The 13,992-nt window shown below is 49.4% G+C and carries 18 protein-coding genes and 1 riboswitch; of the genes, 12 read left to right on the top strand and 6 right to left on the bottom strand.

The window, feature by feature from the left end; all coding sequences use genetic code 11:
- The first annotated feature begins 15 nt into the window (after positions 1–15).
- Positions 16–513, top strand: a complete 498-nt coding sequence (locus tag KG631_RS15125) for an outer membrane beta-barrel protein (RefSeq protein WP_214000515.1) — start codon at positions 16–18, stop codon at positions 511–513.
- A 213-nt stretch (positions 514–726) separates the two neighbouring features.
- Here KG631_RS15125 and KG631_RS15120 read toward each other — a convergent pair whose 3' ends face one another.
- Entirely contained in the window at positions 727–1,497 is a 771-nt protein-coding gene (locus tag KG631_RS15120; protein WP_214000514.1) for a M15 family metallopeptidase, read from the bottom strand.
- A 127-nt stretch (positions 1,498–1,624) separates the two neighbouring features.
- Positions 1,625–1,747, top strand: a riboswitch (TPP riboswitch).
- A 43-nt stretch (positions 1,748–1,790) separates the two neighbouring features.
- Between KG631_RS15120 and KG631_RS15115 the strand changes: the two genes are divergently transcribed.
- From KG631_RS15115 to KG631_RS15100, 4 genes are read left to right on the top strand one after another with little or no spacing between them, the layout of a single operon-like run.
- Entirely contained in the window at positions 1,791–3,896 is a 2,106-nt protein-coding gene (locus KG631_RS15115) for a TonB-dependent receptor (RefSeq protein ID WP_214000513.1), read from the top strand.
- Between the two features lie 27 nt (positions 3,897–3,923).
- A complete protein-coding gene (locus KG631_RS15110; protein WP_214000512.1) occupies positions 3,924–4,172 on the top strand; it encodes a YkoF family thiamine/hydroxymethylpyrimidine-binding protein in 249 nt (82 codons plus the stop codon).
- The gene (gene pnuC, locus KG631_RS15105) at positions 4,169–4,798 is read left to right on the top strand and encodes a nicotinamide riboside transporter PnuC (RefSeq protein WP_214000511.1); all 630 of its coding nucleotides are present in this window, start codon (positions 4,169–4,171) and stop codon (positions 4,796–4,798) included. Before KG631_RS15110 ends, pnuC begins: the two co-directional genes overlap by 4 nt.
- On the top strand, positions 4,747–5,646 hold the full coding sequence (locus tag KG631_RS15100; RefSeq protein ID WP_214000510.1) for a phosphotransferase: 900 nt from the start codon (positions 4,747–4,749) through the stop codon (positions 5,644–5,646). Before pnuC ends, KG631_RS15100 begins: the two co-directional genes overlap by 52 nt.
- On the opposite strand, the gene KG631_RS15095 is transcribed toward KG631_RS15100, so the two are convergent.
- Complete coding sequence (locus KG631_RS15095; RefSeq protein ID WP_097112354.1) at positions 5,632–5,814, bottom strand: helix-turn-helix domain-containing protein; 183 nt, start codon at positions 5,812–5,814, stop codon at positions 5,632–5,634. The two genes, KG631_RS15100 and KG631_RS15095, sit on opposite strands and share 15 nt — an antisense overlap.
- Before the next feature lie 324 nt (positions 5,815–6,138).
- On the opposite strand from KG631_RS15095, the gene KG631_RS15090 reads away from it, so the two are divergent.
- The 7 genes from KG631_RS15090 to KG631_RS15060 all read left to right on the top strand — a co-directional run bounded on the left by KG631_RS15090 (position 6,139) and on the right by KG631_RS15060 (position 12,022).
- Positions 6,139–7,902 (top strand): proton-conducting transporter membrane subunit, encoded by a 1,764-nt coding sequence (locus tag KG631_RS15090; RefSeq protein WP_214000509.1) that lies wholly within the window; start codon positions 6,139–6,141, stop codon positions 7,900–7,902.
- A gap of 67 nt (positions 7,903–7,969) precedes the next feature.
- The gene (gene mbhE, locus KG631_RS15085) at positions 7,970–8,941 is read left to right on the top strand and encodes a hydrogen gas-evolving membrane-bound hydrogenase subunit E (RefSeq protein ID WP_214000508.1); all 972 of its coding nucleotides are present in this window, start codon (positions 7,970–7,972) and stop codon (positions 8,939–8,941) included.
- A complete protein-coding gene (locus KG631_RS15080) occupies positions 8,941–9,294 on the top strand; it encodes a Na+/H+ antiporter subunit C (RefSeq protein ID WP_214000507.1) in 354 nt (117 codons plus the stop codon). Before mbhE ends, KG631_RS15080 begins: the two co-directional genes overlap by 1 nt.
- Positions 9,294–10,817: a monovalent cation/H+ antiporter subunit D gene (locus KG631_RS15075; protein ID WP_213995735.1), complete on the top strand. Its 1,524-nt coding sequence runs from the start codon at positions 9,294–9,296 to the stop codon at positions 10,815–10,817. Before KG631_RS15080 ends, KG631_RS15075 begins: the two co-directional genes overlap by 1 nt.
- On the top strand, positions 10,814–11,350 hold the full coding sequence (locus KG631_RS15070; protein WP_213995736.1) for a Na+/H+ antiporter subunit E: 537 nt from the start codon (positions 10,814–10,816) through the stop codon (positions 11,348–11,350). Before KG631_RS15075 ends, KG631_RS15070 begins: the two co-directional genes overlap by 4 nt.
- A complete protein-coding gene (locus tag KG631_RS15065; RefSeq protein WP_097112359.1) occupies positions 11,344–11,613 on the top strand; it encodes a K+/H+ antiporter subunit F in 270 nt (89 codons plus the stop codon). The genes KG631_RS15070 and KG631_RS15065 overlap by 7 nt, the downstream gene beginning before the upstream one ends.
- A 10-nt stretch (positions 11,614–11,623) precedes the next feature.
- On the top strand, positions 11,624–12,022 hold the full coding sequence (locus tag KG631_RS15060; RefSeq protein WP_213995737.1) for a Na+/H+ antiporter subunit G: 399 nt from the start codon (positions 11,624–11,626) through the stop codon (positions 12,020–12,022).
- Positions 12,023–12,033: 11 nt separating this feature from the next.
- On the opposite strand, the gene KG631_RS15055 is transcribed toward KG631_RS15060, so the two are convergent.
- From KG631_RS15055 to hpf, 4 genes are read right to left on the bottom strand one after another with little or no spacing between them, the layout of a single operon-like run.
- Positions 12,034–12,306 carry an HPr family phosphocarrier protein gene (locus KG631_RS15055; protein ID WP_213995738.1) on the bottom strand — a complete coding sequence of 91 codons (273 nt, stop codon included), beginning with the start codon at positions 12,304–12,306 and terminating at the stop codon, positions 12,034–12,036.
- Positions 12,296–13,153: an RNase adapter RapZ gene (gene rapZ / locus KG631_RS15050; RefSeq protein ID WP_213995739.1), complete on the bottom strand. Its 858-nt coding sequence runs from the start codon at positions 13,151–13,153 to the stop codon at positions 12,296–12,298. The genes KG631_RS15055 and rapZ overlap by 11 nt, the downstream gene beginning before the upstream one ends.
- Positions 13,150–13,623: a PTS IIA-like nitrogen regulatory protein PtsN gene (gene ptsN, locus KG631_RS15045; protein WP_097112363.1), complete on the bottom strand. Its 474-nt coding sequence runs from the start codon at positions 13,621–13,623 to the stop codon at positions 13,150–13,152. Before ptsN ends, rapZ begins: the two co-directional genes overlap by 4 nt.
- Before the next feature lie 7 nt (positions 13,624–13,630).
- Positions 13,631–13,918 carry a ribosome hibernation promoting factor gene (gene hpf, locus KG631_RS15040; protein ID WP_019675250.1) on the bottom strand — a complete coding sequence of 96 codons (288 nt, stop codon included), beginning with the start codon at positions 13,916–13,918 and terminating at the stop codon, positions 13,631–13,633.
- Positions 13,919–13,992: the final 74 nt, after the last annotated feature.

Below are 13,992 nucleotides of genomic sequence, written 5' to 3'. Positions count from 1 at the left end.
TTTAAAGGAGGTTATATGCGCAATGTAGTAAAAAAAATAGCTTTGGCTTCAGTCTTAACAACAGCTGCTTTTGCCGGCGCTGCCCAGGCTGAGATGTATTTTGAACTGGGTGCAACACAAATATCGGCAGATATTGAAAGTGAAAGTATCAGTCATTTTGGGGCGACTGGTGTGATAGGAACTACGCTACAAGCCACAGAAAAGTTCGCACATAAAGTAGAAGCATTAGCCATTATTGGTTTAAATTCTGACAAGTTATATGGTGTTGATGTAAAACTGCAATCATTAATTGGTGCAGCCTACCGTCCAACTATTAAACTAAACGATTCAGTTGAGCTGCATGCCCGGTTAGGGGTGTTCAATGGCCGCGTTAAAGCCAGTGGCTTTGGCATGAGTGAGTCAGATTCAAGCACTGAAGCAGGTTTTGGTGTGGGTATCGATTTTAAAAAGTTGTCTTTGTCATACTTAAATGTTGATGACACAAATTTTGTTACTGCAACTTTCCGTTTCTGATAACAGTTTTTAGGTTATCACGACAGTTAATTTCAGAATCTTTCCCTATTTAAAAGCCTGACATATCGGGCTTTTTTAGTTTTTGGTTTTTAGTTTTATATGGGACGAGCGGCCATTTTACCTATATATCGTTTTAAGCAGCTGCAAAGAGTCGGGCTTGCATACTCTTAGGCTGCAAGCAACAGCGGTTAATCCCAGAAACTGCCCTCGGTTTTAGCCTGTAGCCAAAAAACCACTATGGCAATAACCATCTGCCAGGCCATCGCCTTGCAAGTCTATCTGGCTCCATTCCCCAATTTGGCTAAGCACGAAAACCTGCTGATTGCAGGCTAAGGTTGTTTTAATTTCAAAGCCGGTGCCCGGTCCGGCCCGCAGCCGCAGACCGTCACGCGCGGTAACTCGGGCTTGTACAACGCAATGGCCGGGCGACAGCACAGCATAAGTGTTATCAGCAGAAGCTTCGGGCGGTAAGGGGGGCCGGGCTGGCAGGCCTGGGGGTAATGGTGGCGCTGGGGGTAAGCCCTGCCAATTACTGATAGCCTGCTGCAGGTTTTCGGCCCAGCTACTGTCACCGCCGACCGGATAATTACCAGCTTGCAGCTGAGTAAGCTTAAGGTCCTGCATCTGTAAATGCGGCAGCTCCCAGCTAAGCGGCTGCAGGCCATGTTTAGCGGCCAGTTGATGTAACTGCTGCCACCATTTTTTGCGCTCGCCGCTGTCATCCCAGCTCCATCTGCCATCGATATACAATACAAAATCTGCGGCAACACCGTATTGATGCAGGGAACGCCAGGCATCGGCGTTGGTGACCCGGGGGCCAGGTTTGCTGCGGCCCTGACTATAGAGTTCACGCTGACGCTGGGGCGAGCGAAAACCTTCAAAGACCTGAAAAGGCAAGCTGGCATGTGCCAGATCCTGCAACAACAACTCAACTTTGTGCCGGAAAACCGGGTGCAGATGCTCCGGTGCGGTATCTCTGCTCATTGCTTTGCTCCTGGATAAGCCTCATATGAAGCATTGAGGCTGATAATGAGTATAGCTGCCGTTTCGTAAATGCGATGAAGTGTTAAGCAGCCGGCTTGCTCCGCCAGATGAAAAGCTTTACACTTGCGCCGCAACCAAGGGGTGCAACTGCGCTTATTTAGAAGTGAGTGCAGATGCTGAGATGCTTACGGGCAAACCCTTAGAACCTGATCCGGATTATGCCGGCGGAGGGATGGTGCTAACTCCTCAAGCTGGTGTGATCTCTGTTTTATTAAATGGAGTGTCATACGACAATGCGTTTTTCCCCATCTCTAGTTACCTCAGCAGTATTTGCAGCGTTGGCTGCCAGTAACGTTGCTTTGGCCGACAATTCCCAAACTGCTGCTACTATTGAGCGTATTACGGTGCAGGGTGACTTACGCCAGCAAAGCGCAGGCCAGCTTGCCGGCAGTCTGTCTGTGGTTACCGAACAGGATTTGCAACGCCAGTCGGTGCAACATCTTGATGAGCTGCTAAACCAGTTTGCTAATATTAACTACAGCGCAGGTGCATCGCGTGGCCGCTATATTCAGGTGCGCGGTATTGGCGAGCGCAGTGAGTTTGTCGATACCATTAACCCCTCGGTCGGTATTCTGATAGATGGCATTGATTATTCCGGGTTGGGGATTAGCGGTATAAGTGATATTGCCCAGTTTGAAGTATTTCGGGGCCCCGAGGCCACCCGCTTTGGCGCCAATGCGCTGGCCGGCATGCTGAACCTGACTACAAAGGGCCCCACCGAGAGGGCAGAGGGTAAAGCCAGCCTGACTGTCGCCAATTACGACAGCTATCAACTGGCTGGTCAGTTCAGTAATGCCATCAATTCACAATGGGGTTACAGCTTGTCGCTGGAGCAGCAGGTGTCTGATGGCTTTATTGAAAACCGCTTTCTTGATCGGGACGATACTAACAATATTGACGAGTTAACCGGACGTTTTAAATTAGCTTATCAGCCAACCGACACGCTAAAGCTGCAACTGGTTAGCCACTTTGTTGACCAGGATAATGGCTATGACGCGTTTTCGCTGGACAGAGACCGTACCACGCTGTCTGATCAGCCCGGCCAGGATAAATTGCGTAGTAAGGCGCTGGCGCTGCAGGCAGATTACCGTGGTTTACCCTTCGCCAGATTACAGGGCCAGCTTAGCTGGCTGGATGCCGCCTCAGATTACGGTTTTGATGAGGACTGGAGCTATGTTGGCTTGCACCCGGATGAGTATTCAACGACTGATCGCTATTTGCGTGATCGTGAGCAGTTAACCCTGGACTACCGGTTAGTTTCTACCGATGCCGGTCGGCTTGGCGAAAGCGACTGGGTGTTGGGCATTTATGCCGCCAGCAAAGAATTTGATCTGACTCGTCAGTTCTGGAACTGGGATTTATGGCAGGCCGATAGCTTTGCCAGTGCGCTTAGTCGCAGTAACCTGGCATTGTATACCGAGCTGAGCACCCCGCTCACTGAGAGGTTAACGCTGGTGTCTGGTCTGCGCTTAGAACGTTATGAAGATGAATACAGCGATAGCAGTACCAACCGGATCGATAACAGTGACACCATGTGGGGCGCAAAACTAAGCCTGAATTATCAGCCTAACGCTCAGGCCCTGATTTATCTGCTTGCATCACGGGGCTATAAAGCGGGTGGGGTTAACGGTGATGCTCTGGCCAAAGCCGCTGATGACAACTTAACTGAGTTGCTTAGCAAAGCCAGCTTTGCCCCGGAAACCCTGTACAACGCCGAGTTTGGGGTAAAAGGCACGGCACTGGATCAGAGCCTGGTAACCCGGGTTGCCGCATTTTACATGTGGCGCGAGGATATGCAGGTAAAAGGCTGGTTAAACCCTGACAGTGGGCCGCAATTTGCCGGCTTTATTGATAATGCCGGTAGTGGCCGGAATTACGGTGTTGAAGTTGAAAGCCGCTTGCAAGTCAATCCACAATTGGCGCTGATAATAAACGCCAGCTGGCTGAAAACCAAACTGGGTAACTATGTCACTATTGATGGCGATGATTTCAGTGGCCGTGAGCAGGCCCAGGCGCCACGCTTTGGCTACAATGTGGCGGCAGACTGGTACCTGAGCGACGAGCTGACATTCAATGTTGGCCTGCAGGGTAAAGACAGCTATTACTATTCTGATGGTCACAATCAACGCTCCAGCCGCTATGAGCTGCTAAACCTGCGGCTAAGTTACCAGATGCAGCAATGGCAGCTGGCAGTATGGAGCCGCAATGTGCTCGATCAGGATGTCGGTGTGCGTGGCTTCTACTTTGGCAATGATCCGCGTGACGGCTACGAGCCGCATTTATATGAGCAGTTTGCCGAACCGCGCCGGATAGGGCTTAGTGCCAGCTACCAATTTTAATTTTACGACTACGTAACAGGAGTTGTTATGAAATTATCAGTAGAAATCAGTAAATACCCACTGGCCGAAGACTATATCGGCCCGATAAAGGGTTTTATTGAGCAGCTGAATCAGTATCCGGATATCCGGGTGATCACCAATACTATGAGCACTCAGATATTTGGCGATTATGATGAGGTAATGCAGGCCCTGCAAAGCTGTATTAAGGCGTCTTTTGCCCAATACGGTAAGGTGGTGTTTGTCTGTAAGTTTATTCATGGTGATTTACAGCCATGATGGTGTGGCTCAGTAATGCGCTGGATGAATGGCAGTTAATGCATAGCCTGGAGTTGCTGGCAACGTTGCTGGCGTTGGCCTATGTGATACTGGCCCTGCGTCAGAGCCTGTGGTGTTGGCCAGCGGCCTTACTGAGCACGATATTGTTTACCCATATAATGTGGGATTCGGCGTTGTTGTCCGACGCCTTGCTGCAACTGTACTATGCCGCGATGGCAATGTATGGCTGGTGGCGCTGGCAACAGCTTAAGCAGCAGCATCAGGGCCATAATACGGTATCTGAATGGCCCTGGCGCCGGCATTTACAGTTAATTGCGGTTACCGGCGCTGTTGGTTTACTGCTGGGATACCTGATGGCAAATTATACCCATGCTGATTTTGCCTATCTGGATGCGCAGACCACAGTGTTCAGTGTGATGGCTACCTGGCTGGTTGCCCGTAAACTGGTGTCGAACTGGTTGTACTGGGTAGTAATTGATGCAATCTCAATTTATGTTTATGCCCAAAAACATCTGTATTTTCTGACCCTGTTGTTTATGCTGTATACCATTATTGCGTTAGCGGGATATTTTATATGGCGGGCAAATTACCAGCAGCAGCCGCAACTGGCGGTGCCAGGCAGATAACTGCGCTGTGCCGGCATCTGGAGTTTTTTGCCGGCCATCCGCCGCATGCCATTTCAGCACTGTCCAATGGTGATCTCAATCTTAACTACCGGGTGGAAACATGTCGGGGCAGTTATGCCGTGCGACGTTATCCTGCCAGCAGCAGCGGCGTGTGCCGCCAGCAGGAGTTGCGGTGTCAGCATGCGGCGGCGGTAGCGGGTATTGCGCCAGCGCCCCTTTGTCTGAATAATCATTTGCAGGTGCTGATAAGCGAGTTTATTACAGATGGCCGTGCCTTTGAGTTCACCGGACAAAGGGTCCCATTGCTGGCTGCGACTCTGGCAAGGTTACACCAATTGCCTGTCCAGACAGCGGTTTTACAACCAGTTCAGTACCTAGTTCAGTCAGTTCAGCATCTCAGCCATTCTTTTGCGCGTGCCGATGAAGTGTTATTTGAACAATTACTTGAAATAGCAAAGGAATATCAGTCTTTTACAGATGACCTGGTGTTATGCCATTTGGATTTGCATGCCGGCAATATGCTGTGGGCAAATGATGCACTCTGGTTACTGGACTTTGAATACGCGCAGCTGGCAGACAGTTGTCTTGATTTGGCTGCGATATCTTTGAATTTTCAGTTGTCTGACGTGTCGGAGCAAAGCTTGCTGGTAGCCTACCGGCAACAAAGAACCAACGGTATTGCAAGCTCAGCACAGCTTAAGACCAAACTGGCGTTGGCCAAAATCGTCTTCTGCGGTTTTTGCTGGTTGTGGTATCTGCATCTGTCAGAAAAACTGCCCGGGTGCCAGGCACTAAGCCGGCACTGGCAACAGCAGCTAATCCAGCAGTTGCAACTACAAACCTCCTAACCGCTCTGCCAGTACTTTATAACGTTTGACATCATCTTCATTAAATAGTGGCTTGCCACTTTCGTCCTGCTCTGTAGCAACCAGCAAATTCTCTCTGGCTAATCTTTCGACCCGAATGTCCGGGATTCCAAGAAACTCAGCAACCTGTTGTACCGACATGAGTGACATAGCATTATCCTGATAAAAGTTAAGATCCTAGTAATAACCTATTCAGGCCCTTTTTTGAATTAAAAAAAGCGCAACCGTTAAAAAAATTTTGCCGGTATTTCAGCGGCTGCCACACCGACTTTAATAGACATTCCGGCTACTTACCGGTATAAATATTGCTAAAAATCCTATTAAGTTTTGATTCACTGCCGGTAGCAACCCGGTTTCATTTTTCAGGCGGTTGCACTCTGGTCAGGTTGATGACAGGCAGTACGCTTAACCTGCAGGCCACAAATTGCAGTTTTTTTCAGAATTTGGCCTTTTTGTAAAGGAAGCAACGACGCTATGACATTGTTATGGATACTATTACTTCCCCTGCTGGGTACCCTGGTGCCGGTATTAACCGCCAACTGGCGACGCAGTGCCTGTGCCATGGCAACCGCCATTCCGCCCGCTATCGCGCTGATGATATTGCTGTATCACGGCAGTGCTGTATTTGCTGGTGAGAGTTTGCGCTATACCCTGGGCTGGATACCCTTACTGGGATTAGATGTCAGTATCCGGCTGGATGGCCTGGCCTTTTTATTCAGTTTGCTGATCCTGGGCATTGGTTTACTGATCATTTTATACGCCCGCTACTATCTATCTGAACAAGACTCTATGCCCCGGTTTTATGCCTATCTGATGCTGTTTATGACCGCAATGATGGGTATTGTCTTGTCTAATAATGTGTTACAGCTGTGGTTGTTCTGGGAACTTACCAGCATCAGTTCATTTTTACTGATCAGTTACTGGTGGCATAAATCGGAAGCGAGGCGGGGTGCCAGAATGGCTCTAACCGTTACCGGCGCTGGTGGTTTGTGTCTATTGGCGGCATTGTTGTTGCTGGGGCAAATCACCGGCAGTTATGATCTGGATGTTATTCTGGCCAGCGGTCAGGTTATACAGCAGCATGGCTGGTACCCGCTGGTTCTGGTGCTGTTTTTACTGGGTTGTTTTACCAAATCAGCACAGTTTCCCTTTCACTTCTGGTTACCTAATGCTATGGCCGCACCTACCCCGGTAAGTGCTTACTTACACTCAGCGACCATGGTTAAAGCCGGTATATTTTTGCTGGCGCGATTTTATCCGGCAATGGCCGGCACCGATTTATGGTTCTTGCTGGTCAGTATTACCGGCTTAACGACGCTGTTAGTCGGCGCCTATCTGGCGTTGTTTAAACACGACCTGAAAGGCTTGCTGGCTTACTCTACTATCAGCCACCTGGGGTTAATTACCTTGTTATTTGGGATGGGGACTGATTTGGCGGCAGTGGCCGGGGTGTTTCATATTATTAACCATGCCACCTTTAAAGCCTCGTTGTTTATGGCAGCCGGAATTATCGATCACGAATCAGGCTCGCGCGATATGCGCAAATTAAACGGCCTGTGGCACTTTATGCCGATTACCGCCACGCTGGCCATGGTCGCTGCTGCGGCGATGGCGGGGGTGCCTTTACTGAATGGCTTCCTGTCAAAAGAAATGTTTTTTGCTGAAACCCTGCATCAGCACTTACTGGGCTCGTTGTCGTGGATAATTCCGGTACTGGCAACAGTGGCAGCCATTTTCTCCGTCGCTTATTCCATGCGTTTTATCCATGATGTGTTTTTTAATGGTAAGCCAAAGGGGCTGACAAAAACCCCGCATGAGCCTCCTCGCTATATGCGGATGCCGGTTGAAGTATTAGTGGTGCTCTGCATTCTGGTCGGGGTTGCACCGGGTTATATCGTCGGCGATTTGCTGCATGCTGCGTCGCTGGCAGTATTAGGGACGGCTGTACCTGAGTACAGCCTGGCTATCTGGCATGGTCTGAACCTGCCATTGCTAATGAGTGTAGTGGCACTGGCCGGTGGTGCATTAATTTACATTAACCGTAAGCACTTATTCGATTTTCAGAATACCTTGCCCGGGGTTGATGCCATCAATACTTTTGAGGCGGCCATGAAAGTACTGGCTAAGCGTTGTCAGCAAATCTACAGCTGGCTGGATAATGGCTCATTGCAGCGATATCTGGTGTTTTTACGTGATGTGCATAGTAGTGTTGGCGGGTCACTGCCACTGGCAACCTGACACGCTGTTTGGGTGGTCGTCCTGAACTGCCGGTTGCCGATGCCGTTAATACGCCGCCGGTGCCGCGATGTTGTTAATCAGTGCCTTTGCTACCGTGGTTTTTCACCGGCAGCGGGTGGTGGCGCTGTTGATGATTTCGGTGGTGGGGTTAATGGTATCCATTGCCTTTACCCGTTTTTCAGCGCCTGATCTGGCGTTAACCCAGCTGTCGGTAGAAGTTGTTACTATTATTCTGTTAATGCTGGCGCTATTTTTCTTACCCCATAAAACACCGAAGCAATCCAGTCCAACCCGGGTGATTAGGGATATTGGTCTGGCAAGTATGGTGGGGGTCGTTATTGGCAGCATCAGCTATGCCATTATGACCCGGCCCTTTAATACCATTTCAGATTATTTCCTGGCTAATGCGAAAACCGGCGGTGGTGGTACTAACGTGGTCAACGTTATTCTGGTCGACTTCCGGGGTTTTGATACCTTTGGTGAAATTGCGGTGTTGGGTATTGCGTCGCTGGGTATATTTAAACTACTGACCCGTATTCCGGTGTTTAAGCCAAGCAGTGATGGGGAAGGGCGGCCCTGGGCGCTGGAGCGTCATCCGGTGTTGCTGGCCACGGTTTCTCAGAGCTTATTGCCGCTGGCCCTGATGGTTTCGGTATTTATCTTCTTCCGCGGCCACAATTTACCCGGTGGCGGTTTTATTGCCGGCCTGGTAACGGCTGTGGCGTTAATTTTGCAATATATTGCCCATGGCGTGGAATGGGTAAAAAGCCGGATGAATATTGAGTATCAGCGGGTGGTGGCGGTTGGTCTGATGGTGGCATTAATTACCGGTGTCGCCAGCTGGCTGTTCAATAAGCCGTTTTTAACATCCTGGTTTGATTATTTTGATATCCCGCTACTGGGTAAAATTGAGCTGGCCAGCGCCATTGCGTTTGATGCCGGGGTTTATATCACAGTAGTTGGGTCGACCCTGCTGATCCTGGCCAGCCTGGGTAAGATGACCACCAGCCACCGGCCAGTGCATACGGAGACCATTTAATGGAAAGCTTACTTGCAGGTTGTATTGGTTTCCTGACCGCCTGTGGCGTGTTTTTGCTACTTCGAGGCCGCACTTTCCCGGTGGTGGTCGGGCTGACCATGCTGGCGTATGCCGTTAACCTATTTTTGTTTTCATCAGGACGCCTGACATTACAGGGCGCTGCGGTGCTTGGTACGACTGAAACCTATGCTGATCCGCTGCCACAGGCACTGGTACTGACCGCAATAGTTATAGGCTTTGCGATGACCGCTTATCTGGTGATCCTGGCAATCCGGGCCCGCGCTGATTTGGGCAATGATCATGTCGATGGCAAATTGCCGGAAAATGAAAGTAGTCGCAAGGAGAGCCGTTAATGTCGCATCTGATTATCGCGCCCATTTTACTGCCAATTTTTACTGCGCTGCTAATTATGCTGCCACCTATTCACTACTCGCCAATGCGCCGGCGCTGGGTCAGCATGATATCTACCGTCATTTTGCTGATACTGACCGTGTGTCTGTTGTGGCAGACGCAGGCGGAAGGCATTTCATTTTATGCATTAGGCGCCTGGCAGCCTCCTTTTGGGATTATTCTGGTCGCGGATATTTTTAGTGTCAGTATGGTGTGTTTAACATCGGTACTGGCGCTGGGCGCCATTTGCTATGGCAGCGCTGGTGAGGATGAAAGGGGCTCGTTTTTCCATCCATTATTTCAGTTTCAACTGATGGGTATCAATGGGGCTTTCTTAACCGGCGATTTATTTAACCTGTTTGTGTTTTTTGAAGTGCTGCTGATTGCGTCCTATGGGTTACTGGTGCATGCCGGTGGTAAAAACAAAACCAAGGCGGCAGTGCACTACGTGGTGCTTAATCTGGCGGGGTCGGCAGTATTTCTATTCTCGCTGGGTATCTTGTACGGCACCCTTGGCACCCTGAATATTGCCGATATGGCGGTTCAGGTCGCGCAGTTACCAGCTGAAAACCTTATGCTGGTGAAATCCGGCGGCTTATTGCTGTTAATTGTATTTGCACTGAAAGCGGCAATTTTACCATTACAGTTCTGGTTGCCGGCAACCTATTCGGCAGCGTCGCCGCCGGTTGCTGCGCTGTTTGCTGTTATGACTAAAATTGGTATTTATGCCTTGCTAAGAGTTTATACCACTATTTTTGGGGAGCAGGCCGGGCCCTTGGCCGGGATGGCGTCTGACTGGCTATGGCCCTTTGGCCTTGCCACTATTATGCTTGGTGCCATTGGTGTGCTGGCCAGTCAGGATTTCAGAAAGCTGGTGGCAAATCTGGTTATTATTTCGGTTGGTACTCTGGTTACCCTGGTTGCTTTGCAAAACTCAGCAGCCACCTCAGCGGTACTTTTCTACACCGTGCATTCCACTTTAGTGTGCGGCGCCTTGTTTTTACTTGCTGATTTAATCGGTGCCCAGCGGGGTAAAGCCGGTGACCGACTGGTACCGGGCCGGCGAATGGCCCAACCGGCTTTGCTGGGTACCATGTTTGTGGCGGCGGCAGTCGCAGTCGCCGGTTTGCCACCGCTGTCAGGTTTCGTCGGCAAGCTGATGATTCTGCAGGCAGCAAGTTCACCTTTGCAGCAGGTTTTGCTGTGGTCTGTGGTGCTCGTCAGTAGTTTAATGGTACTTATTGGTTTATCTCGCGCCGGCAGCATTTTGTTCTGGCGGGTCAGTGGCAATGAAGCTGGGCCGGAACGGGTATTACCATTGCAAGCCTTTGCTTTAGGCTGGTTGCTTCTGGCTGCACCGTTGATGGTGGTTTTTGCCGGACCGCTGACAGAGCTGTCATTTGCTGCAGCTGAGCAAATGCGTGATATTCAAGGTAGTATTGCAATCATTCTGGGTGATGCGGCACCTGTTGGAGAACAACCATGAGAGTAACGCCACGTTTTAGCTGGTTACCTACACCCTATCGCAGCTTACTGTTGCTGCTGGTCTGGCTGTTATTGAATCAGAGTGTCGCTGTGATTCATCTGTTCTTTGGTACTATTCTGGCATTAATTATCCCCTGGATAAGTGCCAAGTTCCGGGATCCGCAGCCATTAATTGAGCGGCCATTACTGGCGCTGCGTTATATTTTACGGGTGTTTGGCGATATCATCACCGCCAATGCCCAGGTTGCTGTGCTGATCCTGGGGCCTCAGCGCAGGCTGAACCCGGCTTTTGTACGGATGCCATTAGACTTACAGCATGATTTACCGATTACTATTCTGGCCAGCACGGTATCAATGACCCCGGGAACCGTTAGCGCGGATGTTTATCCGTGTCATGACACTGAACCCAATGCCGGCGAAATAACCCAGCGCTGGCTGTTAATTCATGTGCTGAATTTAGAAGATGAGGCAGAGTTAATTGCTACTATAAAAAGCCGTTATGAAACGCCGCTGAAGGAGATATTTCAATGTTAGAGAATGTCATATTTCTGGTGTTTGGCATGATCAGCCTGGCATTGCTGCTGAATTTATGGCGGCTGCTGATAGGTCCAAGTTTGCCAGACCGGATCCTGGCACTGGACACCATGTTTATCAACAGTATCGCACTGATTATCTTATACGGGCTGTTAATGGGCTCGCCGTTGTATTTTGAAGCGGCGCTGCTAATTGCGATGCTGGGTTTTGTCAGCACCGTTGCCGTTTGTAAGTTTTTATTGCGCGGCGATATAATCGAATAGGAATAGTGAAATGCATAATTGGATGGAGTGGGCTGTCGCGTTTTTCCTGTTTCTCGGCGGTAGTTTTGTATTAATTGGTTCCATTGGCTTAAGCCGGATGCCAGACTTTTTTATGCGGCTGCATGGTCCGACTAAAGCCACAACGTTGGGGATGGGCGGTATATTACTCGGCTCAATTTTCTACTTCAGTCTGCAGCAAAGCATTAGTGTCCATGAGTTACTTATTACTATTTTTCTGCTGATTACCGCCCCGATCAGTGCGCATATGCTAATTAAAACGGCACTGCATCACCAGCTAAAGGCAATTGATAGGACCCGGGGCGAGCGTGAACTGAAGCAGGGACAACAGGAAGGCAGCCCGAATATAAAAAAGGCAATGCCAGAGAATAAACGGAGTAAGGGATCTTAGGCTTGCAGTGGCTACTCTCCAAAGCCTTGTTCAATAAGGGAGACAACGGCATTTAGTGCGGCCTGCGCATCGCTGCCCTGTGCTGTAACCTGCAAGGTTTTGCCTTTACTGCTCGCCAGCATCAGTAATGCCAGGACACTGCAGGCGTCAGCTGTTTTATCTTCACAGACTAATTCAATGTGTGATTCAAACTGCTGGCACAACTGGGCTAACTTAGTTGCGGCTCTGGCATGTAATCCAAGCTGATTAACAATAGTGACATTGCGGCTAAGCTTAGTGGCCATGATGGCGTACCAGCTCCCGGTGCCTGATTTGTACATCTTCCCGCTGGCTGCGATAGCTTTCCGCCAGGTTTTCAGCAATGTAAACTGAACGATGCTGGCCGCCGGTGCAGCCAATAGCAATAGTCAGGTAGCTGCGGTTATTGCGCTCAAGGTGCGGCAACCAGCTACTGATAAAGCTATTAATCTGCCAGGTATATTTTGCCACTACGGCTTGCGACGCCAGGTAATCTTTTACCGGCTGATCCAACCCTGTTAACGGCTTTAATTCAGGTTCCCAGTGCGGATTAGGCAGAAAACGGGCGTCAAAAACGAAATCAGCGTCCTTGGGAATGCCATATTTAAAACCGAATGATTCAAATAGCATCACCAGTCTGCCGGTTTTCTGGCCAAGGATCCGCTCGCGCAGTTGTTCTGCTAACTGGTGGACATTCAGCTCAGTAGTATCAATATACAAATCGGCACGGCTGGAAATAGGATCGAGTAATTGTTGTTCGCGGGAAATCGCTTCATCCAGCGACATGGCCTGATGTGATAGTGGGTGCAAGCGCCGGGTTTCACTAAAGCGTTTAATTAAACTGGCATGGTCAGCGTCGAGATACAGAATGGTCAGGTCTAATTTTCGCGGCAGATAGGACAAAATATCTGCCAGTTCATCCGGGTCCTGTGGCAAGTTACGAACATCAATACTGACGGCAACCCGCTCGTACTGGCCCATCACCGTCGTTGCCAGTGTCGGTAACAAATTTACCGGAATATTATCGACACAATAGTAGCCGAGATCTTCTAATACTCTTAACGCGACTGACTTACCGGAACCTGAGCGACCGCTGACAACCAAAAGTTTCATGATGCGCTCATTACCTCACTGGCGTCGATGATCAACTCATACAGATGCTCGTCAGACTCAGCATGCCTGATTTTCCGGGTGAGTTCTTTCTGGCTTAACAAACGGGCGATACCGGCCAGGGTCGTTAAGTGAGCCTGACACTGTTCTTCCGGGATCAGGATGGCACAGAAAATATCAACCGCCTGATTATCGATAGCGTCAAAAGCAATGGCATCTTTGGTCACCACGAATACCAGAATGGGCTGGGTAACCGTTTTAAGCTTGCCATGTGGAATGGCTATGCCCCCGCCAATACCGGTCGAACCCAGCTTTTCACGGGTCATTAACGCTTCAAGGATAGTGTACTCGCTTATTTCGGGTAAGCGCTGATGCGCCAGCTCGGCAATATATTCGAGAATTCGTTTTTTGCTGTTAAAAAGAACTGCACTCTTGGTGCAGTTCTCGGCTAGCATAGCGCTTAAGTTGATCATAGTTGACTTAGTGTCGGGCCACTTTTTCTTTATGTTTAATAACTTGCCTATCGAGCTTGTCTATTAACTGATCGATAGCCGCGTACATATTTTCATCTTCCGATGCAGCAAAAACCTCACCGCCGTTTAAATGCAGCTTAGCTTCAGCAATTTGTTTCAATTTTTCCACGTTTAGGATGACATGTACATTGTTAATGTGATCAAAATGACGTTCCAGCTTGGCGAATTTATTGTCTACGTACTCTTTTAATGCAGTGGTAATTTCTACATGACGACCCGTTAAGTTGATTTGCATAGACGTTTTCCTTCTGTTTTGCCGACCTAAACCAAGGTCTTGCGTTGATTCGATGGCGGAATAAACAAAGCTTC

Origin of the sequence: Arsukibacterium sp. (assembly GCF_018402695.1) — a bacterium.
In the GTDB taxonomy this organism is placed as follows: Bacteria; Pseudomonadota; Gammaproteobacteria; order Enterobacterales; family Alteromonadaceae; genus Alishewanella.
This window is presented reverse-complemented; position numbering and strand designations above follow the sequence as displayed.

Excerpts from the sequence above, each read along its gene's own strand:
- ptsN (WP_097112363.1), bottom strand. The coding sequence starts at position 13,623 with ATGATCAACTTAAGCGCTATGCTAGCCGAGAACTGCACCAAGAGTGCA.
- rapZ (WP_213995739.1), bottom strand. The coding sequence starts at position 13,153 with ATGAAACTTTTGGTTGTCAGCGGTCGCTCAGGTTCCGGTAAGTCAGTC.
- KG631_RS15075 (WP_213995735.1), top strand. The coding sequence starts at position 9,294 with ATGTCGCATCTGATTATCGCGCCCATTTTACTGCCAATTTTTACTGCG.
- KG631_RS15120 (WP_214000514.1), bottom strand. The coding sequence starts at position 1,497 with ATGAGCAGAGATACCGCACCGGAGCATCTGCACCCGGTTTTCCGGCAC.
- KG631_RS15080 (WP_214000507.1), top strand. The coding sequence starts at position 8,941 with ATGGAAAGCTTACTTGCAGGTTGTATTGGTTTCCTGACCGCCTGTGGC.
- hpf (WP_019675250.1), bottom strand. The coding sequence starts at position 13,918 with ATGCAAATCAACTTAACGGGTCGTCATGTAGAAATTACCACTGCATTA.
- KG631_RS15070 (WP_213995736.1), top strand. The coding sequence starts at position 10,814 with ATGAGAGTAACGCCACGTTTTAGCTGGTTACCTACACCCTATCGCAGC.
- KG631_RS15115 (WP_214000513.1), top strand. The coding sequence starts at position 1,791 with ATGCGTTTTTCCCCATCTCTAGTTACCTCAGCAGTATTTGCAGCGTTG.
- KG631_RS15095 (WP_097112354.1), bottom strand. The coding sequence starts at position 5,814 with ATGTCACTCATGTCGGTACAACAGGTTGCTGAGTTTCTTGGAATCCCG.
- KG631_RS15125 (WP_214000515.1), top strand. The coding sequence starts at position 16 with ATGCGCAATGTAGTAAAAAAAATAGCTTTGGCTTCAGTCTTAACAACA.
- KG631_RS15100 (WP_214000510.1), top strand. The coding sequence starts at position 4,747 with ATGGCGGGCAAATTACCAGCAGCAGCCGCAACTGGCGGTGCCAGGCAG.
- pnuC (WP_214000511.1), top strand. The coding sequence starts at position 4,169 with ATGATGGTGTGGCTCAGTAATGCGCTGGATGAATGGCAGTTAATGCAT.
- KG631_RS15110 (WP_214000512.1), top strand. The coding sequence starts at position 3,924 with ATGAAATTATCAGTAGAAATCAGTAAATACCCACTGGCCGAAGACTAT.
- KG631_RS15090 (WP_214000509.1), top strand. The coding sequence starts at position 6,139 with ATGACATTGTTATGGATACTATTACTTCCCCTGCTGGGTACCCTGGTG.
- KG631_RS15065 (WP_097112359.1), top strand. The coding sequence starts at position 11,344 with ATGTTAGAGAATGTCATATTTCTGGTGTTTGGCATGATCAGCCTGGCA.
- KG631_RS15055 (WP_213995738.1), bottom strand. The coding sequence starts at position 12,306 with ATGGCCACTAAGCTTAGCCGCAATGTCACTATTGTTAATCAGCTTGGA.
- KG631_RS15060 (WP_213995737.1), top strand. The coding sequence starts at position 11,624 with ATGCATAATTGGATGGAGTGGGCTGTCGCGTTTTTCCTGTTTCTCGGC.
- mbhE (WP_214000508.1), top strand. The coding sequence starts at position 7,970 with ATGTTGTTAATCAGTGCCTTTGCTACCGTGGTTTTTCACCGGCAGCGG.